We start from the raw sequence: 23,994 nt of genomic DNA on the forward strand, positions 1-23,994 counted from the left end.
AAATTTTTATAATTTTGGTAATACAAAAATAAGTTAAGTTGGTGGTGATGGAATGGCCTTGAAGGGTCCAGTTGAATTCAAAGGGAAATTGAATGGACTTTATTTAAATATAAATGAAGCGGTATCCTTTGATAAAGTGATGGCTTATTTAAATGCTTTATTAACTGAAAGAGGATCTTTTTATAAAGGATCTAGAATCATCGGTATTAAAGGAGGCAGTTTTAGTTATAAAGAAAAAGCTGCTATTGAAGCACTTATTTCTGATGATTTCGGAATTGAAGTTGAAAGCTTAGAAGATTTTAAACTTTCAATTAAAACGCCTACTAAACCAGTTGAAAGTCAAATTTCAAAAGAGATTATAGAGGAAAAGCCAATTAACAAACCTACGCAAACAATTAAAGATAATCCTACTTTATGTGATACTCACTTTGTGTTTGGAACGTTAAGATCTGGAAAATCAGTACATTTTCCTGGACATGTTGTTGTTATTGGAGATGTAAACCCAGGTGCAGAAGTTGTTGCTGAAGGCAATATCATCATAATGGGACGTGTTTTGGGATTTATTCATGCTGGTTCTGCTGGAAACGATAAAGCAGTTGTGATTGCAAATTTGCTAAAACCAACGCAAATACGTATTTCAACCTATATCTCAGTACCACCGAGTGATGATGAGTCTTTCCATACGAATATTCCAGAGAAAGCAACGGTAAGTGGTGGCATGATCAAGATTGAAAAGTGTCATTAAAATAAGTCTTTTGTTGGATTGTGATAACAGTCATTAAGTGGGATAATAAAAAATAGAAAATGTGAAGAATTTGGAGGGTGTACTATAATGGGTGAAGCAATCGTAGTAACTTCAGGCAAGGGTGGTGTAGGTAAAACCACTACTACTGCTAACATTGGAGCAGCTTTAGCGCTACTTGGTAAAAAAGTTTGTGTTATCGATGCAGATATTGGACTCAGAAATCTTGACATCGTTATGGGATTAGAAAATAGAATTGTTTATGACATAGTAGATGTTGTTACTGGTGTTTGTAAAGTTAAGCAAGCGCTTATCAGAGATAAAAGGTTTGACAATCTTTCACTTTTACCAGCAGCCCAAACTAAAGATAAGAATTCAGTTAATCCGGAACAGATGAAAGAATTGATTAACGATTTAAAGAAAACACATGATTTTGTATTAGTAGATTGCCCAGCGGGTATTGAGCAAGGATTTAAAAATGCAATTGCTGGAGCAGATCGTGCAATAGTGGTTACAACACCAGAAGTATCAGCTGTTAGAGATGCTGATAGAATCATTGGACTTTTAGAAGCTGCTGAAATTTCAGAGCCAAGACTAATTGTTAATAGGTTACGTGTTGACATGGTAAAACGAGGCGAGATGATGAATGTTGATGATATCGAAGATATTTTAGCGATTGATTTAATTGGTGTTGTTCCAGATGACGAAGAAGTTGTTATGAGTACAAACAGAGGTGAACCTGCTGTTCTTAAAGAACATTCTTTATCGGGTATGGCTTTTAGAAATATTGCAAAGAGAATTTCTGGTGAAGAAGTTCCATTTTTAGAGTTTGACGTTCAAGAGAGCTTTTTAGATAAAATCAAAAGAGCACTGTCATTTAGCAAATAGGAGGAGACTATGTTTGACTTATTTGGATTTTTAAATAGCAAACCACAGAGTAAAAACGTAGCCAAAGACCGTTTAAAACTGGTATTGGTTCATGATCGATCTAATTGCTCGCCTGAACTTTTGGAACTACTTAAAAAAGATATATTATCATCTATTTCTGAACATGTGGATTATGATCCGTCGGACTTAGATATTAAAATCACGAGAACTAAGGATAGTGCTTCAGGCAAGCCTGTACTCGTTGCAAGTATTCCACTCAAGAATTTGAAGCGGTAACCAAAAGGTCCTTCGGGACCTTTTTTAAATCGAGGTGTCTTTGTGAATATTAAACGTATCATCACTAGTTTTGACTATATTCTCATGGGGATTGTGGTCATTATTTTTGCGCTTGGACTTCTTGCGATTGCAAGTGCAACAGACGTTATGACTTATGGCATAACAAGACAAGTACAGATGCAAGCTTTTTCATTCCTCTTTGGATTAGTCATTATAGGACTTTTACAGTTTATTAACTTTGAAGTTGTTGGCGAATTTTATTGGTGGATGTACGGTATTGCAATATTTCTATTACTCATCATTTTTATTCCTGGAATTGGGGTAATTAGAAATGGATCTAGGAGCTGGATTGACCTTGGTCCAATAGATTTTCAGACCAGTGAAATTGCGAAAATAACTTATATTTTGTTTTTAGCGAAGTTTGTTGAAAAATGTGGTGGTATGTCATCCATAAAAGATGTTGTTAAAGCGGGGATCACACTACTGCCTATTTTGGCTTTGATATTGAAGCAACCCGATCTGGGATCAGCTTTAGTCTTTGTATCAGCTACTTTTGGTATAATGCTTGCTAATGGGCTCAGATACTGGCAAATAGGATTGGGATTAGGTGGGCTAGTAGCGGGAATACCATTAATTTATCCTCATTTGGAATCGCATCAACGAGAGCGAATAGATGCATTTTTAAATCCTAATGATCTTTCTCTGCCAGGTAATTACCACGTAATGCAATCTAAAATTACAATTGGTTCTGGCCAAATGTATGGAACAGGCTTGTTCCAAGGTGTTTATCATAGATTAAATTACTTGCCTGTACAAGAATCAGATTTTATATTTGCTGTATTTGTGGAAGAGACTGGATTTGTTGGTGGCCTAGCTGTCATTTTGCTTTACATGTTTTTTCTACTAAGAATGGTGTCAATTAGTCGTAGGATTAAAGATGATTTTGGCTCTAATGTGGTTGTAGGAATAGTTTTTATGTTTGCATTTCAAATCATTGAAAATATTGCAATGACATTAGGTAGAATGCCTGTTACAGGAATTACACTGCCGTTTTTTAGTTATGGTTCAACTTCTATTGTATCTAGTATGATCGCAATAGGAATAGTAGAATCAATTTATATTAGAAGAAAAAAAGGAACTTTTTTTAATAGTTAGTTTTTATTAGGAGGAACGATGAGTTTAGAAGCATTGCTTCATAAGGTAGAAAAACCTTCAAGATATATTGGAGGCGAAATTAATACATTCAACAAAGATTTGACAGATGAAATGATTAGATTTTGTTTTGCTTTTCCAGATGTTTATGAAGTTGGAATGAGTCATTTAGGTATGCAAATTATCTATAGTTTGTTAAATGCTCAGGAAGATGTTTTTTGTGAACGTGCATTTTCACCATGGGCTGACATGGAAAAAGAACTTCGTGATCAAAAGTTGAAATTATTTACCTTAGAGAAAAAATCACCACTGAGTGATATGGATATCATTGGTTTTACTTTACAATATGAGTTAAGCTATACCAATATATTAAATATGCTTAATTTATCAGGAGTGGAACTACTTTCAAAAGACCGACATGATAAAGACCCGCTTATTGTTGCGGGTGGTCCATGTGCATATAATCCAGAGCCAATTGCTGATTTTATAGATATGTTTTTTATCGGTGAAGGTGAAGAGGTACTACTTGATTTTCTCGAAATTTATAGACCTTATAAAGCGGGTAAAATAAGTAAAAATGAAATGCTTTTGAAAGCTGCAAATGTTGAAGGAATATATGTACCTAAATTTTATGAACCTCAATATGATCAAAAAGGTGTCATGACAGGGTATAAATTACTTGAAGCTGTTCCAGAAACAATTAAAAAGCGTTTTGTACGCAACTTTGATGCTGGATTTAAACTTGAAACGATGATAGTACCCTTTGCTGATATTGTACATGATAGGGCTATGATAGAGCTTTTCCGAGGTTGTACAAAAGGTTGTAGATTCTGTCAGGCAGGAATGTTATATAGACCAATTAGAGAAAGAAAACCTGATACGATTGTAGACAATATAGATAAAATTCTTAGCAGCACAGGTTTTGAAGAGTTTTCTTTAACTTCATTAAGTACCATGGACTACAGTGAAATTGGTCCACTTGTAACGCAACTTGTAGACAAGTATGAAAAAGACAATGTTTCTGTTTCTTTACCATCTCTTCGTTTGGATAGTTTCTCAATTGATGTTGTGAAGGAAATTCAAAAGGTTAAGAAGACCGGACTAACTTTTGCACCGGAAGCGGGTACTCAAAGATTGAGAGATGTTATCAATAAAGGCGTTTCTGAAGATAATATTTTAGATACGTACAAAAGTATATTTTCTTTAGGATGGCATCGTGTGAAATTATACTTTATGATTGGTTTGCCAACAGAAACCACAGAGGATCTAGATGGTATTAGTGATATTGCTAACTTAGGGACTTATACTTTTAAGCAAGTCAAACCTGAATATATGAAGAAATCAGTGCAAGTAACTGTTAGTACTTCTTGCTTTGTACCAAAACCATTTACGCCATTTCAGTGGATGGCACAAGATTCTGTGGATGAGTTTTATGCAAAGATCAATCATTTGAAAACTAAACTTATTAATCGAAAAGTCGTTTATAACTACCATGATCCTGAAACTAGTGTACTTGAAGGTGTAGTTGCAAGGGGTGATAGAAAACTTGGTGCAGTTATATTGAAAGCATATGAGTTAGGCTGTAAATTTGATGGATGGGCTGAATTCTTTGACCATAGAGTGTGGAAAAACGCATTTGAAGCTTGTGGTGTGGATCCTGATTTTTATACCAAACGCGAGAGGGCTTTTGATGAATTTTTCCCATGGGATATTATCAATTCAGGTGTACAAAAACGTTATCTCAAAAGTGAATATGAAAAAGCATTACTTGCAGAAGAAACACCAGATTGTCGTCAGGGGTGCACGGGATGTGGTTTAAATGTTGATTTGATAGGCGGTGAATGCTAATGACAACTCTTAGAATTGTATATACTAAAGAAAACTACATGAGCTTCTTAGGGCATTTAGAATTGATGAAGCTTTTTGAACGCGTGTTCCGATACAATAAATTGCCACTAAAATTTTCTGAAGGATTTAATCCTATTCCAAAGATGACGTATGCTTCACCCCTTTCAGTAGGTTATTCAAGTAAAGCAGAAGTAATGGAAGTACAACTTGAATCTGAAGTGCCACTATCTGATATTTTAAAGTTGAATTTTCCTGATGGCATTAAAGTAGTTGATGCAGCGTATGTTACATCTAAGAAATCACTGATGGCATCACTTACACATTCTGAATACCTTATTAAAGTAGAATTTAAGCAAAGTATACAACAGCTACCTATTGATGAATGGATTCAAGATTTTCTGAATCAAAGTGAAGTGCTATATGAAAAAAAAGCCAAAAATGGCAATATGAGATCTCTTAATATTATCGAGTTGATCGATTCTTTAAAGATTGTCTATAAAGGTGAACAAGAGATGATTTTAAGAGCTATCGTACAAACGGGTAGTCAAGGAAGCTTAAATCCAGAGACTCTTGTAAAAGTTATGTGCAAACACTTTGGTATACCTCAAGAAATTGATAATATCAGAGTTGAACGGTTACAATTGTTCTTCAAAAATGAAGACAAATTAACACCACTATTTGAAATGAGCGTTTAAGCATGAAGATTTTCACTTTAGATCGATCGCCTATCTTGTCGATTGCATCAATTTTTGATAATAAAACGAAACAGATCGAAGCACTTTTTATAGAAAATCTTTTAAAACCCAATAGAGTGGGAGATATCTTTACTGGTAAGGTTATCTCTATTTCTGATGGAATGGAGAGTGCATTTATTGATATCGGATTGTCATCAAATTGCTTTATACAACGTGGTGAGCTATTAAGAGGTCTTGGTATTTCCCCAAATAAAGTTAAGGGACAGCCATTGTCTAAATTGGTAAAAAAAGGACAGATGGTATTGGTTCAGGTAGAGAAAGCACCATATCAAACTAAAGGTGCTCAATTAACTGCAGATGTCTCTTTACCAGGTAATTATGTTGTTCTTATGCCTAAAATGAACGGTGTTAGGATTAGCAGAAAAATCGAAAAAACTGAGGATTTAGCAAGTTTAGAATTAAAAATGAAAAGTGCATGCAAAGGATTTGGGTTAATACTTCGAAGTGGTGCTTTAAAAGAAGGTGTAACACACGACGAAATCATCTCTGAGATCTCAAGTTTAGTTAATCAGTGGGAAAAGATTCTTCAGGCCTTTGAAATTACTTCTACAGTAAAATGTCTTTATCAAAAGAATATTTTACAGGAAGAGGTTGAAGAAATGCTAACAGAACACCCAGTTGATGTATATAGTGTAACAACTGAAGAAGATAAGAAGTGGCTATTAACAATTGGCATTTCAAAGCAACTGATCTCCTTAAAATCACCTGACACTTCATTGTTGATAGAACATGGTGTATCGCTTGATCAATTGTTATACAAAGAAAAATGGGAAACGCCTGAAGGGGTTACAGTTGTACTTAATGAACTTGAGGCCTTTACAATTATCGATGTAAATTCAGCGAAATATGTAATGGATTCTAAGAAACGTGATAGTGTATTTAAAGTCAATGCAATTGCAGCAGCACAGATTTTACAAAAGATTAAATTGCTCAATATTTCTGGAATTATATTAATTGATTTTATTGATATGTTACCACAAGAACAACTTTCTTTTACACAACATTTACTCAATTCAGGTTATGATAAATCTAACCAAATTGTAATTGAGGATTTTACGTCACTGGGTATTTTACAGCTTACGAAGAAACGTGAATTACCTACGATTAAAGACTTGTTAAGCTTTGATTATGCTGAGAGAGATTTAAATTATTATCAATTGTATCAATTATATCTGGAATTGAAACGAACTGAGAAACATACAAACACGAAACAGTTAAAGATCGAACTAGAAGATGCATTATATGTTTTTTTAAGACAAAATAATCTAATTTCTGATTTTAATTTTAAAATAGAATTGAAGCATTCGTTTAAAAATCAAAATAAATTTAAAATACAAAGTGTAAAGCATTGACTTTGTAGATGACTTATGATAATATTTATCGGGTAGCCGCACGATAGTAGGTTTTAAACATACAATCTATGTACCTACATTGGCGAGATAAGGATAGAGGAGGTGCGATATGTACGCAATTATTCAAACTGGTGGAAAACAATACAAAGTTCAACAGGGAGACGAGATTTTTGTAGAAAAATTAAACGTTGAAGCTGGAGATCAAGTTGATTTTACAACTGTATTGGCTATTTCAACTGAAGACGGATTACAACTTGGCGAAGCTGTAGCTAACGCTAAAGTAACTGCTTCTGTAGTTAAAAATGGCAAGGGCCCAAAAGTGATCATCTTTAAGTACAAGTCTAAAAAAGACTATAGAAAAAAGCAAGGTCATAGACAACCATATACAAAAGTTAAAATCGAATCTATCAACTTATAATTATCATGATTAAAGTTGAGATTCAAAGAAATGTTGTCCATTACTGTGCTGTTAAAATCACAGGGCATGCATATTCAGATGAACCCGGAAGGGATTTAGTATGTGCTGCGGTATCAACACTTGCTCAAACACTTGCAAATGCAATTGAAGAGGTGGGTGGCATACCTGAAAAATCATTAGATTTGAAAATTTCTAGTGGACACTTTCAATTAAGATTAAAAAATGATGATTTAAGTGATGTAATAGATATTATTTTCGGAACTTTTAGAGTCGGAATAGAAGCAATTGAACGTACTTATAAAGAGTACATTAAACTTAAGATCAAGGAGGTACAGGGGACATGTTAAGAACTTTTGACTTACAATTATTTGCAAGTAAAAAAGGTGTTGGTTCTTCTAAGAATGGTCGTGATTCAGCTGCTAAAAGACTTGGCGTAAAAAGAGCTGATGGACAACCAGTTAGCGCTGGTAGCATCTTAGTTAGACAAAGAGGCACTAAGGTTCACCCTGGAGTTAACGTCGGTATAGGTGGAGATGACACCTTATTTGCTAAAGTAGATGGCGTCGTTAAATTCGAGCGTAAAGGTAGAGATAAAAAACAAGTAAGCGTTTATGAAGCTTAATCTTAAAGCCCATCATCTATGATGGGCTTTTTTATTAAGTCACAACTTGTTTGTGACAAAACCGGAGGGCTCGATGCCCGAGTTTTCCCATAAGTTTAAACTTGATTTATATAATGGACTTTTTTTTCCAAAAGCATTATTATGATAAGTGAGAGCGTAAAAAAAGAGGTGTAATATGTTTGTAGATATAGCGAAAATTGTAATTAAAGCGGGCGATGGTGGAAGCGGTAGAGTAAGCTTTCGTAGAGAAAAATATGCACCAAATGGTGGTCCAGATGGAGGCGATGGTGGTCGTGGTGGCAGTGTAATTGCTGTTGTTGATGATGGCATGAGAACTTTAATGGATTTTAGATACAAAACCAAATATATAGCTGAACCTGGTGAAGATGGTGGCAAAAAAAGAATGAGTGGTAAAGCGGCAGACGATTTAATCATCAAAGTGCCTCAAGGTACAATTATACGCGATATACAAACAGGCAAAGTTCTTGCTGACCTCAAAGACAATGGTCAAAAAGTTGTTTTGGCCAGTGCTGGTAGAGGCGGTAGAGGTAATCAACATTTTGCGACACCAACGCGTCAAGCACCTACCTTTGCAGAAAAAGGTACTTCGGGTGTTGAACGTACAATTTCACTAGAATTAAAAATGTTAGCAGATGTAGGTTTGTTGGGTTATCCAAATGTTGGAAAGTCAACTTTTTTAGCTGCAACCACACAGGCTAAACCTAAAATTGCGAATTATCATTTTACAACGCTTCAACCAAACTTAGGTGTAGTTGAAGCAATTAAAGGCAAAAGTTTTGTAATTGCTGATATCCCAGGTCTTATTGAAGGCGCAAAAGAGGGTGTTGGTCTTGGTTTAGATTTTCTTAGACATGTTGAAAGAACGAGAGTTTTAATCCATGTTGTTGATATATCAGGTATTGAAGGACGAGATCCTTATGAAGATTTCTGTAAGATAAATGCAGAGGTATTTGGTTATAATGAAAAACTAGCTAAACGAACTCAAGTTGTTGCTGCTAATAAGATGGATTTGTTGTTTGATAAAGAACTTTATCATCAATTTGAAAAACAACTAACTGATGAAGGTTATGAAGTTTTTCCAATTTCAGCAGCAACAGGTGAAGGTGTAGATAAATTATTAGCTAGAGTAACGGAACTCCTTGATACTGTTGAAGTTGAAGCACTTATTGATGAATCTGATTACTTTGTAGAGACAATTGATACTTCTAATGAAAAAGACATTAAGTACTTCATGGATAACGAGACGTATTGTGTTGAAGGAGATTATATTGATAGACTTCTTTACTCAACAAATCTTGAAGATATAGAATCTCTTAGAAGATTCCAAAATGCACTTAAAATGAGTGGTGTGTTTGAACACTTAAGATCTATGGGTATAGAAGACGGTGATACTGTACGAATCTTTGATTTAGAATTTGAATTCTACGACTAAAAGGTCATAAATAATAGGAGAAAATATGTTGACAGGTAAGCAAAGAAGTTTTTTAAAAGGATTGGCTCATAATCTTAAGCCGATTACTCAAATAGGTAAAGAAGGCGTATCGGATGCTTTTTTAGATCAAATTAGTATATTACTAGATAGGCATGAACTTATCAAAATCAATGTACTTGATAATAGTGCTGAATCTGCAGATCATGCATCTAGACAAATATGTGAAGCACTAGATGCTGAATTTGTCCAAGCAATTGGTAATAAATTGACGATATATAGACAATCAAGAATTGATCCAACACTTGAAATTCCTGGCGCGGATAATTCAAGAGTTAAAGTTAATCTTCAAAAAAAGAACCAAAATAAAACAAATAGAGTTGAAGTTCTCACAAAAAAAGGTGGTAAAAAATCAAAACCACTTCATGGTAAGAGATCATCAATAAAGGCGAAAAAAGAAGAAGCTGAAGCGAAAGAGAAGGCACTTGAGAAAGAAAAGGCTAAAACAACATTTAAATACTTCTCAAAGCCAGGCGCAAACACGAGTTCATATGATCGCAATACAAGAAGTCTCAAAACAACAAAAAGAGGATAATATAAATGGATTCTGAATCTGTAGGAAGACGAATTGGCATTATGGGTGGTACATTTGACCCGATACACTTCGGTCACTTGATGTTAGCAGAACAGATAAGAACAAGCTTGCACTTAGATGAGGTGCTTTTTATACCTGTTGGTAAAGCACCTCATAAATCACTTGCAAATGCAGCTGATAAGATGCAAAGATTTGAAATGACTCAACTTGCTATTGAAAGTAACCCTTTTTTTAAAATCTCCGACATAGAGATTAGACAAAAGGGAACAACTTATGCCATTGATACAGTAAAAGCCATAAAAAAGACATTGCAAGATAAAGATGAACTGTTTTTTATCACTGGTGCTGATGCAATTTTACAACTAGAATCATGGAAAGAGTATGCAGAGCTGATTCAACTTGTAAATTTTATAGGTGCAACTAGACCAGGAGTTGATCCACATGAACTTTCTGATCAAATTGAACGTTTAAAATTTCAATATGGTGCAAAAATAGAATTGTCATATGTACCTGCATTGGCAATTAGTTCAACGGATATTCGTAAAAGTGTTGAAGAAGAAAAAAGTGTAAAATATTTACTTCCAGAGAGTGTTGAAGCATATATCCAAGATAATTTCTTGTATAGACAACATCATCCTATGCTTTATAAGATGAAAGATATACTTCAAACTAAACTTTCAGCAAAACGATTCAAGCATTGTGTTGAGACTGCGCACTTATCAAGAAAATTAGCAGTACTTTATGGTGCGCAAGCTGAAAAAGCTGAATTTGCGGGTTTGTGTCATGATTATGCTAAAGAAATTAAAAGTAAAGAGATGCTACAATTAGTGAAGCGTTATGACATCTTTGAGGATGATAGTATCCTTGCAACACCAAACTTAGCACATGGTGAAGTCGCAGCGGCTTTGTTAAAATCAGAATATCATATTTTGGATCAAGAAATACTGGATGCAATAAAGTGGCATACTTATGGTATAAAAAATATGTCACTCTTATGCAAAATAGTTTATGTAGCTGATATTATTGAACCTTCTAGACATTTTAATGGTGTCGAGATTTTGCGTAAGCTTGCATATATTAGTCTTGATGAAACTATACTAACTTTTCATGGTCAATGCGAACAACTATTGTCAAGCAAGAAGTTAAAACTTCATAAAAATACTCAGGAAATGATTGATCAACTTAAGAAAGATAAAAATAATAGAATTGAGGCGAATAATGGATCAGATATTTAATTTATCAGAAAAAATATATACTGTTCTTGATGATAAAAAAGCCCATGAAATTGTTGTGCTTTCAGTTAAAGGAATCAATCCAATCGCAGATTATTTCATTATCTGTACAGGTACATCTTCTACACATATCAACGCACTATCTGATTATGTAGAAAAGGAAATGGCTAAAGAAGGGATAAAGATTAAGCATAAAGAAGGCAAGCAACAAGGTGGTTGGTTGCTTTTGGACTATAGAGATATTGTGGTTCATATCTTCAACTCAGAAACGAGAGACTATTATTCTTTAGAACGTATTTGGAACGATGCAAAAAGAGTAAATTTCGCGTAAAATGAATAAAATATGTTGAGTTTTCAGATAAATTATTATACAATATTCAACATACAAAATATTGAGAGGAGAACACTATGGACAAACCTATACACCCACTACTTTTATCGATTGTCCCAATTGCCAAAGGCGTAGCTGAAACATTCGGTTCTAACTGTGAGGTAGTAATTCACGACTTTCAGAACATTGATAATTCAATTGTTGCGATCTTTAATGGACATGTCACTGGACGAACAGTTGATACTAAAATGACAGATTCAATTTTATCAAAAATCAATAAACACCAAGAAGGTAATGATGTTTATAATTATACGGGTAAAAGCACACTTGGTAGAGAGCTTAAATCAACAACAACTTTTTTAAAAGATGATGAAGGCAACATCGTTGGTTGCATGTGTATAAATTTTGATATCACTGATATGTTAAGTGCAAGAAATGTTATGAATGAACTTTGCAAAGTAGATGAAAAAGAAGTAGAAGTAATTGGAGAAATCAACAAAGTAAACGATGTACTTTATGATATAGTTGAAGGTACAATTCATAAATTTGGTCGTCCTGTAATTTATTTAACTAAAGACGAGAAAGTAAATATTGTAAAAGATCTTGAAGAAAAAGGTGTTTTCTTAATAAAAGGCGCAATTGATTATGTTGCTAATTCACTACAAGTTTCTAGATATACAATTTACAATTATTTAGACGGAATTAGAGAAGGAAAGTAGATTTTAGGAGGTAGTAATGTTAAAAGTTATTTCAACTGAAAATGCACCTGCAGCTGTGGGACCATACTCACAAGCAATTGAAGCGGGACAGTTTGTTTATGTATCTGGCCAATTACCGCTGATCCCAGGAAAAGGTGAACTGGTAAAAGGAGATATAAAAGCAGCAACGAAACAATCACTTGAAAATGCAAAGGCAATTTTAGCTGAGGCGGGTTGTTCTTTCAACGACGTAGTAAAAGTTACTGTTTTATTAAACGATATCACTCAGTTTGCAGATATGAACCAAGTTTACGCTGAGTATTTCACTGAGCATAAACCTGCAAGAGCTGCATATGAAGTAGCTAACTTACCATTATTTGCTGATGTAGAGATAGAAATGATTGCTTATAAGAAATAATACTAATTCATAATAATAAGAGGATGTATAATGATAATTCATTTACATCCTCTTTTGTTATGCTAATTTAGTTTTTTGTTTGCTTTTTTGTTTGCGTTTAAGCCCTTGAAGACGAATGAGTGTCATAACTGATCTCCAGAGCAATAGAGCTATAATTAAGCGAATGAACAAATAAATAAACCATGATTTTGAAAATATAGGTCTTTGGTCAGTGACAAAAAAATTAGTAAGTTCTGTAACTAAATCTTCTCCTGCAAAATCATCTAAAGACACCAGTGGCACACTTGTTAATAACTGTTCACCATTATAGTATGCAAGTGTACCAAGTACTTCACCTTTAGAAACTGGCAAATCAATATTTGAATTAATGGTCACTTTAGAAGATAATGATGCTGGATCAATATCTTCAAGTAAATCTACTATTACATCAGTTTCCACGATCAGAGGGATTTTGGTTTCTCTTTTATTGTTAAGTTGAACAGTTTCAATTGTGTCATTCTTTTTATTTAGCACATGAGTGGCAAGACCATAAAGTCCGTAATCTAATAATAACCTAGAGTCTTGATACATACTATTTCCATTTGATTTGAGCACTACTGATATATATGACTTGCCATCTTTTTCAGCAGAAGTTACGAGACAGTTCATTGCTTGTTCTGTATAGCCTCGTTTTATTCCTACAACATACTCATAGGCAATAGGGATTTTTTTACCTCTAACAGTAATTAGATCATTTGATCCTTCCATACCTTGATAAAAACTATTTGTGCTGTTTAAATATCTCGTATCTTTCTTTAGGTTAGTAGGTGGAATTTCATAACGTACTGTGGTTACCAGTTTTCTAAACATGTCATTTTCCATTGCATGCTTGGCAATCATCGCTAGGTCATAAGCAGTTGTAACATGATCAGGATTTGGTAAGCCATGAGGGTTCTCAAAATTTGAATTAACTGCACCTAGTTTTGCAGCCCTTTTATTCATCACATCTGCAAATGCCTCGATTGATCCAGAATGATGAATGGCTAGTGCTTCAGCAGCATCATTAGCACTTGTAATAATAAGTGCATAAAGTAATTGTTCTATTGTTAGTTGTTCATTTGGCTCAAGTGCAATAGAACTTCCACCTGCAAAGGGTGAATTTGCATCGACAGTTACTATTTCATCTAGTGGCAAATCCTCTAATATAATAATTGCAGTCAATATTTTTGTTGTACTTGCAGGAAACATAGGTGTATCAGCATTTTTGTCAAAAAGAACTTGTCCAGATTGTTCATTTATCAACACAGCAGTTTCAGCAATGAGATCTGATGATTTAACATCATATTCCGAAGCGAAACTCATAAAATTAGTAAAAAGTAGTAACGATATTAAAGATAAAATTGATATTTGCTTCTTGATATTCATTCAGTTGCCTCCAAATTATAGTGCTTCTAATATTATAATGTAATTTTGAACTTTTTTAAATCACAAAATTATGATATTATAATTTAAAATACCATATATTTACATATATGTACAAATGGAGGCCTATTGAAACACTATCTAAATCGAGACTATATTAAAGCTAACTTTTCAATAATTGTACTTTTAACAACATTTTTAGTTGTTCTTATTTTAAGGTCAATATTTTTTCTAGGTGAAGCTAATCTATATCTAAGTGAGGAAGTCACTGATGAAACAGCTTACAATTATGTAAAATCAGACGAGAATCGCTTGTATACGACGAATGTTGAGACCACAGAAGTGTTTGTACAAGAAATTAAAGAGCGCTTAGAGGCGCCTGTAGACTATATCTATAGCGTATCTGAAAATAAATATTATGATATTGATGCCTTTAACAAGTTAAGTCAAGAAGAGCTTATGACATTATCAGGTATAGGTGAAGTAACTGCAAAAGCTATTATATCTTTCAGAGAATCGGAAGGTCCTTTTAAAACTTTTGATGAGTTAACTAAAGTTAAAGGTATTGGTGAGAAAAAAATTGCAAAGTTAGTTATCAAACGTACTAAATAGTTGAAATTCTGCTATACTCAAGATTACACGTGTATGTCATTCAAATAATTGCTATAATGATAATATAATAGTGAAAGGAGGCAATCTTATGGTTAAGCTAACATCTTATTCAAGAAGCGCTGGTTGAGCTGCTAAAATTGGTCCTGAGACCCTCGCACAAGTTTTGTGCGATTTACCCAAATTCGAAGACAAGAAACTGCTTGTAGGATTTGAATCATCTGACGATGCAGCTGTCTATCAAATTAGTGACGAATTAGCAATTATACAAACTTTAGATTTTTTCACCCCAATCGTTGATAATCCTTATGATTTTGGTGCTATAGCAGCAACTAACGCGTTGAGTGATGTCTACGCAATGGGTGGCGTTCCAACACTTGCAATGAACATTGTAGGTTTTCCAAACTGTCTATCGCCTTCTATCTTAAAAGAAATTATGCATGGCGGAGCAGATAAAGTTAAAGAGGCAGGGGCAATTCTTGTTGGTGGTCACTCTATTGAGGATGACGAACCCAAATACGGCCTATCTGTAATGGGTACAGTATCTGTTGATCATATATGGCGAAATATAGGTGCTATTCCAGGTGATGTATTGATATTGACAAAACCATTGGGAATAGGGGTTTTAACAACCGCTTTAAAAGAAGGCATGCTCTCGTCAGAGATAATCGATAAGATAACAAAACAGATGAGTACACTTAACAAAGTACCTGTTGAAATTTTAAAAAAATTAGAAATAGCTGTACATGCATGTACGGATGTTACTGGCTTTGGCTTATTAGGTCATGCACTTGAGATGGCAGAAGGAAGTCATATAACTATTAATTTAGAAGCGTCTTTAGTGCCTATCATCGATGATGCAAAAGCACTTGCTGAGATGGGGATTATTCCAGCTGGTGCATATAAAAATAGGGCTTTCTGTAAAGGCAAGATCACAAATGCTACTGTGGTATCAGAAATGATTGAAGATCTACTATATGATCCACAAACATCAGGCGGTTTATTGATTGCCATACCTGAAAGTGATAGCGACTTATTTATAGAGAGTCTTAAATCAAAATATGATTTACCTGTTTCAAAAATTGGATATGTTTCAGAAAGAAAAGATACTGCACTGATACTATATTAATAATTCACTAGATTGGAAGGAGTATAAATCTACATGAATGAAATATTACGTCAAATTCCTAAAATAGACCTTATCATCGAATTGCTACCAGAAAAATATCTTGAACAACTTGATATTCAGCATATTAAGACGGTGATAGATGAGAACTTGAATGATTTGAGAACCCAAATTGTTAAAGGAAAAATAAATGAAGTTGTAGTTAATGAGGTCATTCTCAATATTGTGGATTCATTAGAACGTCTATTAACGCATAATATAAAACATGTAATCAACGCCTCGGGTATCGTACTTCATACCAATCTAGGACGTGCAGTCCTTTCAAAACAAACATTATCTTATCTAGAAGAAACTATGTCACACTACAATACATTGGAGTATGACCTTATAAAGGGTGGTAGAGGTTCTAGATATGCGCATGTTGAAGGTCTTTTGTGCCGACTGACTAACGCTGAAGCAGCTTTAGTAGTTAACAATAATGCCGCAGCAGTGATACTTGTTTTGAACACATTAGCTAATGATAAAGAGGTTATCCTTTCAAGAGGTGAACTGGTAGAAATAGGAGGTTCATTTAGAATTCCTGATGTTATGAAAGCAAGTGGATGTAAATTAGTAGAAGTGGGTACAACTAACAAAACACATCTTTATGATTATGAAAATGCAATATCTTCTGAAACTGGCATGATTTTGAAAGTACATACAAGTAATTATCAAATATTAGGATTTACTCATTCTGTGGATCGGGAGTCTTTAGGTGAGTTATCTCGAAAAATTGAAATTCCTTTTTACGAGGATCTTGGAAGTGGTGCAATCATTAATTTTGATACCATTGAAGGCTTACAAGAACCCTGTATCAGTGAATGTATACGCGCTGGAGTTGATTTAATTTCTTTTTCGGGAGATAAACTACTAGGTGCAAGTCAAGCAGGAATAATCGTAGGCAAAAAAAAATATATTGATCTACTTAAAAAAAATCAATTGCTTCGTGCGCTACGTATAGACAAATTATCACTTGCAGTACTAGAAGATACATTGATCAAGTATCAGAATAAGCAAAATGCAATTTTAGATATACCAACACTTTCAATGCTTCATATGTCAGAAGATGCTGTATATGAGAAGGTGACGCGTTTTGTTAAAGCAAATCAATATGCACTACAAAAGATTAACATGAGATATGCAATTGAACCTATGGTGTCACAGGTTGGAGGAGGCGCATTACCTCTTGTTGAATTACCTTCTTATGGTTTAACCTTAAAAGGCGATCTAAATCTAAATAATCTACAAATTGCAATGCGTAAACTAAATGTGCCAATTATTTGCAAAATTGATAACGAATCAATTCATTTTGATTTTAGAACCATATTTGATGACGAGTTTTCAATGCTAATAGATGGGATAACGACTGTAACATTAGGAGCTCAACTTGAATAAACATATGGTTATAGGCACCTCGGGACATATTGATCATGGAAAAACTGCACTGATAAAGCATTTAACAGGCATAGAAACAGATCGATTAAAAGATGAGAAAATTAGAGGTATTACTATTGAGAATGGTTATGCCCACTTAAAATTAGACAATGAAAATACAGTAGGGTTTATAGATGTTCCAGGACATGAAAAATTTATTAAAACGATGATTTCAGGTGCTTTGGGATTTGATGCGGTGATGCTGGTTGTTGCAGCTGATGAGGGTATTAAACCTCAAACGATAGAACACCTTCATATCTTAGATCATTTAGGAATCAATGCAGGTATAATTGTCATAACAAAAGCTGACTTGGTAAGTACTTCGCGGTTAAATGAAGTAACTAATGAGATAGGTCATCTTGTTAAAAATACTGTTCTTCGAAATTTCAAAGTTGTAACTTATTCAATCTACGATGATTTATCAAGAGAGAATTTGATTCAAGCGCTTCAAAGTATAAGTAATCAAAAGACAGCTCTTAAAGAGGCGACTATTTCAAGGCTTTATATAGATAGAGTTTTTACAGTTAAAGGTTTTGGAACAATAGCAACTGGTACGCTGATAGAAGGACAATTAAAAAAAGGGGATATAATCTATAAATATCCTGGCAATCAGAAAATTCGAGTTAAAGGGATACAAGTTTATGGCGGATCAGTTGATGAAGCGTATTATGGACAACGTACTGCTATTAATTTAAATGTTGACATACAAGATATCTCAAGAGGTGATTTATTAACCTCTAGCGATCATTTAAAAGAAACAATGATAATTGACATTAAGCTAAAACTCGATGAAACGAGTGGTTCAGTTAAACACTGGCAGCGCTTAAAGCTCTACCATGGAACACGTGAAATTCTTTGTAGAATTGCATTAGCAGACGAGCAAATCATTTCTGGACAGGAAAAAGTGGTACAATTACGACTTGAAGAACCGATATACTGTAAAGCAAATGATCATGTAATTCTAAGAACCTATTCTCCAATGTATACAATTGGAGGTGGGGTTATAACAAATCCATATGCTTCAAAAAAGGATAAAGTCAATGATATAACAAATATGGAGCTAGAGCTACTAAGGATACTACAGCAGTTTTATCCTATTTTTACTCTTGATGATGGTATCTTTGAAAAAACCTCACTTGATTATGATACCGGAATAGATACGATTGACAAGTTGGTTACAAAAGAGGAACTCTTAAGACTTTCGAATTCTTTCTATATTACATTTGAAACCTGGGAAAAAATCAAGAGAATTTGTTTGTTAGAAGTTGAGAAAGAACATCAACAGTATCCTTTTAGAGCTGGTATGTCAAAAGAAACACTAAGGTCAAAAGTAAATGATTTTCTAAAAAACAATAAACCCTTGATCACAATTGATAATAAAATATTTTCTTTGATCCTTACTAAGTTAATAGAATTAGAAGAGTTAAAACAAAATGGTGATGTAATTGCTCTAAAAACATTTGAAATTCACTTTTCCGATGCACAAGTTAAAGTCAAAAAAGCCATTATGCGAACCATATTGGATTATCAACAACCGATTGTTCCAATTTCAGAGCTTCAAAAATTGAATTATGACAAAAATATTATTAAAGAATTACTATATCATTTGATTAATTATGAAATTCTTGTTAAAATTAATGATGAAAACGTAATGGGTATAGATGATTATAGTAAAAGCAAGAAGTGTCTTCTAAGCTATTTTGAAAATAATGAATCAATAGGTGTTGCACAGTGCCGTGACTTGTTTGGTTTTTCAAGAAAAGCTACTGTCTTATTGCTTGAACATTTCGACAAAATACAATTAACGAAACGCAATGAAAATACACGAACCTTATTTAAAAAGTGAATGGAGTGGAAATATGGCAGAGAAAATATTAGTGGTTGACGATGAACCGATTTTATTAAAAGGATTGAGATTTAGTTTAGAACAAGAAGGTTATGAAGTTGAAACAGCTGTTGATGGTAAAGAGGCATATGATTTGATTCTTGCTAACACTTATGATGCAGTAATTCTCGACCTAATGTTACCTGGAATGGATGGGCTTGAGGTTTGTAAAAAAGTGAGAGAGAAGTTGATGGTACCTATCCTCATGTTAACTGCAAAAGATGATGACTCAAGTAAGGTTTTAGGACTTGAATATGGTGCCGATGATTATATAACAAAACCTTTCAATATGTTAGAACTAAAAGCAAGAATTAAAGCTATTTTGAGACGTGTACAAGTGAGTGATCAGAATATGACTTCTAATGTCTTAAATCTCGGTGACTTTAATATCAATACCCTTGGTAGAAAGGTAACCATTAATGGTCAGCAAGTTAATTTAACTGCTAAAGAGTTTGATTTATTACTCTTATTGATTTTAAATGAGGAAAAAGTATATTCAAGAGAAGAATTACTAGAAACGATTTGGGGTTATGAGTATTTTGGTGATGTTAGAACGGTTGATGTTCATATCAGAAGATTAAGAGAAAAGATCGAAACAAATTCTTCTCAACCAGATTATATTTTAACGAAATGGGGCGTTGGCTATTATTTCAAAAATAAAAAGAAAAGAGTTCTTTAAAAGTATTAGGTGGAAACTTGTTTCCACCTATTTAATATTAATAACCTTTGTTATGTTGCTTACTACTTTTTTTGTCAAAGACTCATTGGTTAAAAGTAATGTAAATGAGGCGCAAGAAAATTTGTTGACCTTTTCTACCATAGTTGCAAATCAAGTAGCGCCATTTATCACAAATATTGACAATGAGTATACATTTAAATATGTCGATGACCTTGTTAAACAAAACAGCCTAGAGTATGGAGCGAGATCGCTAATTCTAAATAATTCAAAAGACGTTCTCGTGGATTCTTTTGATGTTTTAAGAGGAAGTTTACTGGAAAATCGAGAGATAGAAGATGCAGTTAGAGGAATAAAGGCATCCAATATTTACTTGTTTCAAAGTGATTATTTATTGTATGCTGCTGTGCCGATTATAGATAGGGATAATATAGTTGGTACAATTTTTATGTCAATTGATGCTAATTATATATTTGAAAATATTAATAGATTTATGGATAAGTTGTTTATTATCTTTTCGATGGCGATTATTGTTTCGATTTTTATCAGTATTCTTTTTGCAGATATCATTTCTAAGCCTATTGAAAAGTTAACAGATTCTGTTAAAACAATTACGCTTGGAAAGTATGATACTAAAGTAGAGATTCAAGGCAGCGATGAAATAGGTGAACTTGGAAAAGCTTTCAATTTAATGACGACAAAACTATTTCAAGTAGAAGAAAGAAGAAAGAAATTTGTTTCCAATGTTTCTCATGAGCTTAGAACACCTATGACATCTATGAAGATAGTATCTGATACACTTTTATCATCACCAAGTTGGGATGAAGCTATTTACCGTGAATTTATGCAAGATATCAATAGTGAAATTGATCGACTTAACAAAATTATAGATAGTTTACTCTATTTAGTGCGCGTTGAAAAAGATGAATTAGAGTTAGATTATAGTATTACCTATGTAAATTATTTGTTGGAATGGGTCATCAAAACTTTGAACCCAATTGCTCTAAAAAAACAAATAAATCTTTCTTTAACTGCAAATAATAAAATTCAAATTCATTTAGATCAAGAAAAGATGCAGCAATGTTTGCTCAATATCATTGGCAATGCGGTAAAATATACTCCAGAAGAGGGAAGTGTAACGGTGGAACTTGTTGACATGAGAGATTTGATCATCATAAAAGTTACGGACACAGGCATCGGAATACCTGAAAAAGATCTGCCGTTTATTTTTGATAGATTCTATAGAGTTGATGAAGCAAGAGCGCGAAAAACTGGCGGTACTGGGTTAGGACTTGCCATAGCACAGCAAATCATACAACTTCACCAAGGTACTATTTCTGTAAAGAGTGAGTTAGGTTCTGGAACTGAAGTTTCTATAACTCTACCTAAAAAATAGAGTGATTTAAAGGAGTCCCAACATGAAATTTCCAGTAAGTATTATGCTATTGTTAATTATCATAGCTAGCATCGGACTTATCGCGATTAATACAGAGATTTCGTATGATTCGTTAAATCCAAACCAATATGTATCTCCAGAGGATGGTGCTATAAAAATTAGATCGAATTTATATTTTGTTTATGATCATGCACTTAGAAAAGAATCTCGTAGTATCACAATAGAGGATCAGAATTACGATCAGTCCATCATCTTAAATTTGTCATATGGTGCAAGCAACTCATATTTTAAATCAATTTATGACAAAGGTGTGAGTATTAGTTCAATTGATCTTATTAAGGATACCTGTTATGTAAACATCAACAAAACGAATCAATTTGATAAATTGTTAGTTGATGAGGACTTTCCACTCTATATTTGGTCTATCGTAAATAGCTTAACTGAAATTAGTCAAATTAAAAATGTTCAAATCTTAGTAGATGGTAAACAATTCAATTATCCTGTAAATGGGTTTAATTTAAAATCGCCTTTAACGATGGACGAATCTTTAATTTATAATAAAATTCCAACAGCTGCAGATATTGTTTTAGAATTTGTTGAAAATATCAATTCAAGACGTTTTGATTTAGCGTACAACTTACTCTCTGAGACAAGTCTTAAAACTTATAACTATAGCCGTTTTATTTCATATGCAAATGCTTTTATTGATACACACAAAGAGTTTCATAGAGATACATTCTATACACGTATTTATAATGATTATGAGGAAGTATTTATAAAATTTACCAAACAGTATGAAACGGATGGTTTTATGCTTAACACTTATGATAATTGGCGCGTAATCAAAGAAGAAAATGCCTATAGAATAAATTTAAGTGATGAGTAAAACGTTAATCTGTTTGTAATCATTGTGTTATAGTACTTTATGCATATGACGATTATAATAAATATAAAGATAAGTTCAGAAAGGGTGAAATTAATGAAAACTTTATATCATTTTTATAAGATTTTGAAAATAAAAAGTGGTTTTATTATAATGCTAGTATTTTTTATTCAATTTACGTTTATCGGCACTTCAACTAGGCTAAGTTATGCAGAAAATGAAAGTTTTAAAGATGTGACTCAAACACACTGGGCATATAATATAATTGAGACAATGGTTAATGAAGGTTTGATTCCACGTTCTGAAAAATTCGGAATTGGTACTTCAGTTACAGAAGTGGATATGACTACAATCTTATCAAAAATCAAGCCTAATGAAGCTTATGATATGAATTTTGATCAACAACATAGGTTGACTAGACGTGAAGCAATTGATGTTATTTTTGATTGGCTTTCTATTGATAAAATTAGTAACCAGTTAGGTGAGCAAGCTTCACCGTTTGTAGATACATTTGAAAAAGATACCTTCTTAAATTTAGCAAATAGATTTGGATGGGTATCTATCAATTTCGCAAAAACTTTTCGACCAGATCAATTGATAAAAAAAGAAGAACTAATTGCACTTCTATATAATGTAAGTAATAGTTACAACAGTTCGTTTGAGTTATTACACAGCTACTATGCCATCAGTTCCTTTTCGCAAGCAGATTTTTCTAGTCAGTTAAACTCGTTAAGTTATGGTTGGGCGAGACTTGAATTTGATAAAAACAAAGAAAATGTCATTTTAAATATGACGAGTGCGAATTCTAACGAATATCGTGTACCTACAGGATATGCATCAGCTCTTGAAGCCACTGATGTAGAATCCATATCAAAGCAATTGATGGTTTTTGTAAAAGATGAAACAACAATTGATAGCGAGAGCGGTAAGACAATCACTTTAGCAGAATCAATTTTGAATAGTTCATCATTTTCAGATCAAGTCATTACTTCGATTATAGATGCGGCATCTCAAAATGCTTTTAAAATTGAATTTCAAGGTGTTTTAATTGATTTTGAAGGGCTTAAGGGTGAAGATAACGCAAAACGCTATAATGAGTTTGTGGTTAAGCTTGATAAAGAACTTGAAAAGTTAAATTTAAGTCTTTACATTGCAGTACATCCTGAAAGAGGAGATGCTTTAACTTATTTTGATGGATACGATTTTAAAACACTTGGAAACAATGCTGATTATATTATCTTAATGGCACACGATTATTATGCAAAAAAACTCAGTACTTCTGAGATGCTTTTAGGTTATACTGTGACACCTTTATCACCTATAAATGAAGTATATTATGCTTTGAATGCTATTACAGACCCTATTTCAGGTGTTTCTGATACAAAAAAAGTATTATTACAATTTTCATTTGATACTGCTCAATGGAAAGTAGAGAACAACCAAATTATCAACAGTACACCTTATCATCCGACTTATGCAACAATTGCCCAAAAGATAGATGATGGTGCGATGGTAAAATATTCATCTGCATTACAAAGTGCTTACATTGAGTTCTACGAAAATAATATTAAAAGCATTGTATGGTATGAAGACGAAAGAAGTATTCAAGCTAAAACTGATGTTGCGAAGTACTTTGGCTTGGGTGGGATATCACTTTGGCGCTTAGGAATAATTCCTGAATATGAAAGTGATATAAACCAGTATATGAATGTTTGGTCTCAAATATTGACGAATTTTGATTTACAACAAATAGAATTAAAATAAAATT

25 protein-coding genes are annotated in these 23,994 nt (G+C 33.3%); 24 read left to right on the forward strand and 1 reads right to left on the reverse strand.

Features of this window, described 5'->3' with window-relative positions; genetic code table 11:
* Positions 1–52: 52 nt before the first annotated feature.
* The 16 genes from minC (at position 53) to QE109_RS09465 (ending at position 12,777) form a co-directional block, all read left to right on the forward strand.
* On the forward strand, positions 53–745 hold the full coding sequence (gene minC, locus QE109_RS09390; RefSeq protein WP_281094202.1) for a septum site-determining protein MinC: 693 nt from the start codon (positions 53–55) through the stop codon (positions 743–745).
* 87 nt (positions 746–832) lie between these two features.
* Positions 833–1,630, forward strand: a complete 798-nt coding sequence (gene minD, locus QE109_RS09395; protein ID WP_281094203.1) for a septum site-determining protein MinD — start codon at positions 833–835, stop codon at positions 1,628–1,630.
* A gap of 9 nt (positions 1,631–1,639) precedes the next feature.
* Positions 1,640–1,906 carry a cell division topological specificity factor MinE gene (minE, locus tag QE109_RS09400; RefSeq protein WP_281094204.1) on the forward strand — a complete coding sequence of 89 codons (267 nt, stop codon included), beginning with the start codon at positions 1,640–1,642 and terminating at the stop codon, positions 1,904–1,906.
* A gap of 42 nt (positions 1,907–1,948) precedes the next feature.
* Positions 1,949–3,061, forward strand: a complete 1,113-nt coding sequence (locus tag QE109_RS09405) for an FtsW/RodA/SpoVE family cell cycle protein (RefSeq protein WP_281094205.1) — start codon at positions 1,949–1,951, stop codon at positions 3,059–3,061.
* An 18-nt stretch (positions 3,062–3,079) separates the two neighbouring features.
* Positions 3,080–4,906, forward strand: coding sequence for a TIGR03960 family B12-binding radical SAM protein (locus tag QE109_RS09410; RefSeq protein WP_281094207.1), 1,827 nt, complete (start codon positions 3,080–3,082; stop codon positions 4,904–4,906).
* Positions 4,906–5,601, forward strand: a complete 696-nt coding sequence (locus QE109_RS09415) for a TIGR03936 family radical SAM-associated protein (RefSeq protein ID WP_281094208.1) — start codon at positions 4,906–4,908, stop codon at positions 5,599–5,601. Before QE109_RS09410 ends, QE109_RS09415 begins: the two co-directional genes overlap by 1 nt.
* Before the next feature lie 2 nt (positions 5,602–5,603).
* On the forward strand, positions 5,604–7,013 hold the full coding sequence (locus QE109_RS09420) for a ribonuclease E/G (RefSeq protein WP_281094209.1): 1,410 nt from the start codon (positions 5,604–5,606) through the stop codon (positions 7,011–7,013).
* A gap of 109 nt (positions 7,014–7,122) precedes the next feature.
* Positions 7,123–7,431, forward strand: coding sequence for a 50S ribosomal protein L21 (gene rplU, locus QE109_RS09425; protein WP_281094210.1), 309 nt, complete (start codon positions 7,123–7,125; stop codon positions 7,429–7,431).
* 5 nt (positions 7,432–7,436) lie between these two features.
* Positions 7,437–7,778: a ribosomal-processing cysteine protease Prp gene (locus tag QE109_RS09430; protein ID WP_281094211.1), complete on the forward strand. Its 342-nt coding sequence runs from the start codon at positions 7,437–7,439 to the stop codon at positions 7,776–7,778.
* On the forward strand, positions 7,772–8,053 hold the full coding sequence (rpmA, locus tag QE109_RS09435; RefSeq protein WP_281094212.1) for a 50S ribosomal protein L27: 282 nt from the start codon (positions 7,772–7,774) through the stop codon (positions 8,051–8,053). The genes QE109_RS09430 and rpmA overlap by 7 nt, the downstream gene beginning before the upstream one ends.
* A 175-nt stretch (positions 8,054–8,228) precedes the next feature.
* Positions 8,229–9,506, forward strand: a complete 1,278-nt coding sequence (gene obgE / locus QE109_RS09440) for a GTPase ObgE (RefSeq protein ID WP_281094213.1) — start codon at positions 8,229–8,231, stop codon at positions 9,504–9,506.
* 25 nt (positions 9,507–9,531) lie between these two features.
* Positions 9,532–10,098, forward strand: a complete 567-nt coding sequence (gene yhbY / locus QE109_RS17750; RefSeq protein ID WP_281094214.1) for a ribosome assembly RNA-binding protein YhbY — start codon at positions 9,532–9,534, stop codon at positions 10,096–10,098.
* A gap of 5 nt (positions 10,099–10,103) precedes the next feature.
* The gene (gene nadD / locus QE109_RS09450) at positions 10,104–11,333 is read left to right on the forward strand and encodes a nicotinate-nucleotide adenylyltransferase (RefSeq protein WP_281094215.1); all 1,230 of its coding nucleotides are present in this window, start codon (positions 10,104–10,106) and stop codon (positions 11,331–11,333) included.
* Positions 11,317–11,661, forward strand: a complete 345-nt coding sequence (rsfS, locus tag QE109_RS09455) for a ribosome silencing factor (RefSeq protein WP_281094216.1) — start codon at positions 11,317–11,319, stop codon at positions 11,659–11,661. Before nadD ends, rsfS begins: the two co-directional genes overlap by 17 nt.
* Before the next feature lie 77 nt (positions 11,662–11,738).
* The gene (locus QE109_RS09460; protein WP_281094217.1) at positions 11,739–12,380 is read left to right on the forward strand and encodes a helix-turn-helix transcriptional regulator; all 642 of its coding nucleotides are present in this window, start codon (positions 11,739–11,741) and stop codon (positions 12,378–12,380) included.
* Positions 12,381–12,396: 16 nt separating this feature from the next.
* Entirely contained in the window at positions 12,397–12,777 is a 381-nt protein-coding gene (locus QE109_RS09465) for a RidA family protein (RefSeq protein WP_281094218.1), read from the forward strand.
* 57 nt (positions 12,778–12,834) lie between these two features.
* On the opposite strand, the gene QE109_RS09470 is transcribed toward QE109_RS09465, so the two are convergent.
* Positions 12,835–14,181, reverse strand: coding sequence for a D-alanyl-D-alanine carboxypeptidase family protein (locus QE109_RS09470; protein WP_281094219.1), 1,347 nt, complete (start codon positions 14,179–14,181; stop codon positions 12,835–12,837).
* Positions 14,182–14,307: 126 nt separating this feature from the next.
* Between QE109_RS09470 and QE109_RS09475 the strand changes: the two genes are divergently transcribed.
* The 8 genes from QE109_RS09475 (at position 14,308) to QE109_RS09510 (ending at position 23,990) form a co-directional block, all read left to right on the forward strand.
* Positions 14,308–14,790 (forward strand): ComEA family DNA-binding protein, encoded by a 483-nt coding sequence (locus QE109_RS09475; protein WP_281094220.1) that lies wholly within the window; start codon positions 14,308–14,310, stop codon positions 14,788–14,790.
* A gap of 88 nt (positions 14,791–14,878) precedes the next feature.
* On the forward strand, positions 14,879–15,916 hold the full coding sequence (gene selD, locus QE109_RS09480) for a selenide, water dikinase SelD (protein WP_281094221.1): 1,038 nt from the start codon (positions 14,879–14,881) through the stop codon (positions 15,914–15,916).
* A gap of 33 nt (positions 15,917–15,949) precedes the next feature.
* Positions 15,950–17,347 (forward strand): L-seryl-tRNA(Sec) selenium transferase, encoded by a 1,398-nt coding sequence (gene selA / locus QE109_RS09485; RefSeq protein WP_281094222.1) that lies wholly within the window; start codon positions 15,950–15,952, stop codon positions 17,345–17,347.
* Positions 17,340–19,232 carry a selenocysteine-specific translation elongation factor gene (gene selB, locus QE109_RS09490; protein WP_281094223.1) on the forward strand — a complete coding sequence of 631 codons (1,893 nt, stop codon included), beginning with the start codon at positions 17,340–17,342 and terminating at the stop codon, positions 19,230–19,232. The genes selA and selB overlap by 8 nt, the downstream gene beginning before the upstream one ends.
* A 13-nt stretch (positions 19,233–19,245) precedes the next feature.
* On the forward strand, positions 19,246–19,950 hold the full coding sequence (locus QE109_RS09495; protein WP_281094224.1) for a response regulator transcription factor: 705 nt from the start codon (positions 19,246–19,248) through the stop codon (positions 19,948–19,950).
* 85 nt (positions 19,951–20,035) lie between these two features.
* Positions 20,036–21,343 (forward strand): sensor histidine kinase, encoded by a 1,308-nt coding sequence (locus QE109_RS09500; protein WP_281094225.1) that lies wholly within the window; start codon positions 20,036–20,038, stop codon positions 21,341–21,343.
* Positions 21,344–21,365: 22 nt separating this feature from the next.
* Positions 21,366–22,229, forward strand: coding sequence for a GerMN domain-containing protein (locus QE109_RS09505; RefSeq protein ID WP_281094226.1), 864 nt, complete (start codon positions 21,366–21,368; stop codon positions 22,227–22,229).
* Positions 22,230–22,322: 93 nt separating this feature from the next.
* Positions 22,323–23,990, forward strand: coding sequence for a glycosyl hydrolase family 18 protein (locus tag QE109_RS09510; RefSeq protein ID WP_281094227.1), 1,668 nt, complete (start codon positions 22,323–22,325; stop codon positions 23,988–23,990).
* Positions 23,991–23,994 lie beyond the last annotated feature (4 nt).

It is taken from the genome of Fusibacter bizertensis, from assembly GCF_029914245.1.
In the GTDB taxonomy this organism is placed as follows: domain Bacteria; phylum Bacillota; class Clostridia; order Peptostreptococcales; family Acidaminobacteraceae; genus Fusibacter_C; species Fusibacter_C bizertensis.

Bases quoted from the DNA above. Each gene is read 5' to 3' on its own strand.
- nadD (WP_281094215.1), top strand. From the start codon at position 10,104: ATGGATTCTGAATCTGTAGGAAGACGAATTGGCATTATGGGTGGTACA.
- obgE (WP_281094213.1), top strand. From the start codon at position 8,229: ATGTTTGTAGATATAGCGAAAATTGTAATTAAAGCGGGCGATGGTGGA.
- QE109_RS09460 (WP_281094217.1), top strand. From the start codon at position 11,739: ATGGACAAACCTATACACCCACTACTTTTATCGATTGTCCCAATTGCC.
- QE109_RS09505 (WP_281094226.1), top strand. From the start codon at position 21,366: ATGAAATTTCCAGTAAGTATTATGCTATTGTTAATTATCATAGCTAGC.
- minE (WP_281094204.1), top strand. From the start codon at position 1,640: ATGTTTGACTTATTTGGATTTTTAAATAGCAAACCACAGAGTAAAAAC.
- rpmA (WP_281094212.1), top strand. From the start codon at position 7,772: ATGTTAAGAACTTTTGACTTACAATTATTTGCAAGTAAAAAAGGTGTT.
- QE109_RS09465 (WP_281094218.1), top strand. From the start codon at position 12,397: ATGTTAAAAGTTATTTCAACTGAAAATGCACCTGCAGCTGTGGGACCA.
- minC (WP_281094202.1), top strand. From the start codon at position 53: ATGGCCTTGAAGGGTCCAGTTGAATTCAAAGGGAAATTGAATGGACTT.
- QE109_RS09415 (WP_281094208.1), top strand. From the start codon at position 4,906: ATGACAACTCTTAGAATTGTATATACTAAAGAAAACTACATGAGCTTC.
- QE109_RS09420 (WP_281094209.1), top strand. From the start codon at position 5,604: ATGAAGATTTTCACTTTAGATCGATCGCCTATCTTGTCGATTGCATCA.
- rplU (WP_281094210.1), top strand. From the start codon at position 7,123: ATGTACGCAATTATTCAAACTGGTGGAAAACAATACAAAGTTCAACAG.
- QE109_RS09510 (WP_281094227.1), top strand. From the start codon at position 22,323: ATGAAAACTTTATATCATTTTTATAAGATTTTGAAAATAAAAAGTGGT.
- QE109_RS09410 (WP_281094207.1), top strand. From the start codon at position 3,080: ATGAGTTTAGAAGCATTGCTTCATAAGGTAGAAAAACCTTCAAGATAT.
- minD (WP_281094203.1), top strand. From the start codon at position 833: ATGGGTGAAGCAATCGTAGTAACTTCAGGCAAGGGTGGTGTAGGTAAA.
- yhbY (WP_281094214.1), top strand. From the start codon at position 9,532: ATGTTGACAGGTAAGCAAAGAAGTTTTTTAAAAGGATTGGCTCATAAT.
- QE109_RS09495 (WP_281094224.1), top strand. From the start codon at position 19,246: ATGGCAGAGAAAATATTAGTGGTTGACGATGAACCGATTTTATTAAAA.
- QE109_RS09430 (WP_281094211.1), top strand. From the start codon at position 7,437: ATGATTAAAGTTGAGATTCAAAGAAATGTTGTCCATTACTGTGCTGTT.
- QE109_RS09470 (WP_281094219.1), bottom strand. From the start codon at position 14,181: ATGAATATCAAGAAGCAAATATCAATTTTATCTTTAATATCGTTACTA.
- selA (WP_281094222.1), top strand. From the start codon at position 15,950: ATGAATGAAATATTACGTCAAATTCCTAAAATAGACCTTATCATCGAA.
- rsfS (WP_281094216.1), top strand. From the start codon at position 11,317: ATGGATCAGATATTTAATTTATCAGAAAAAATATATACTGTTCTTGAT.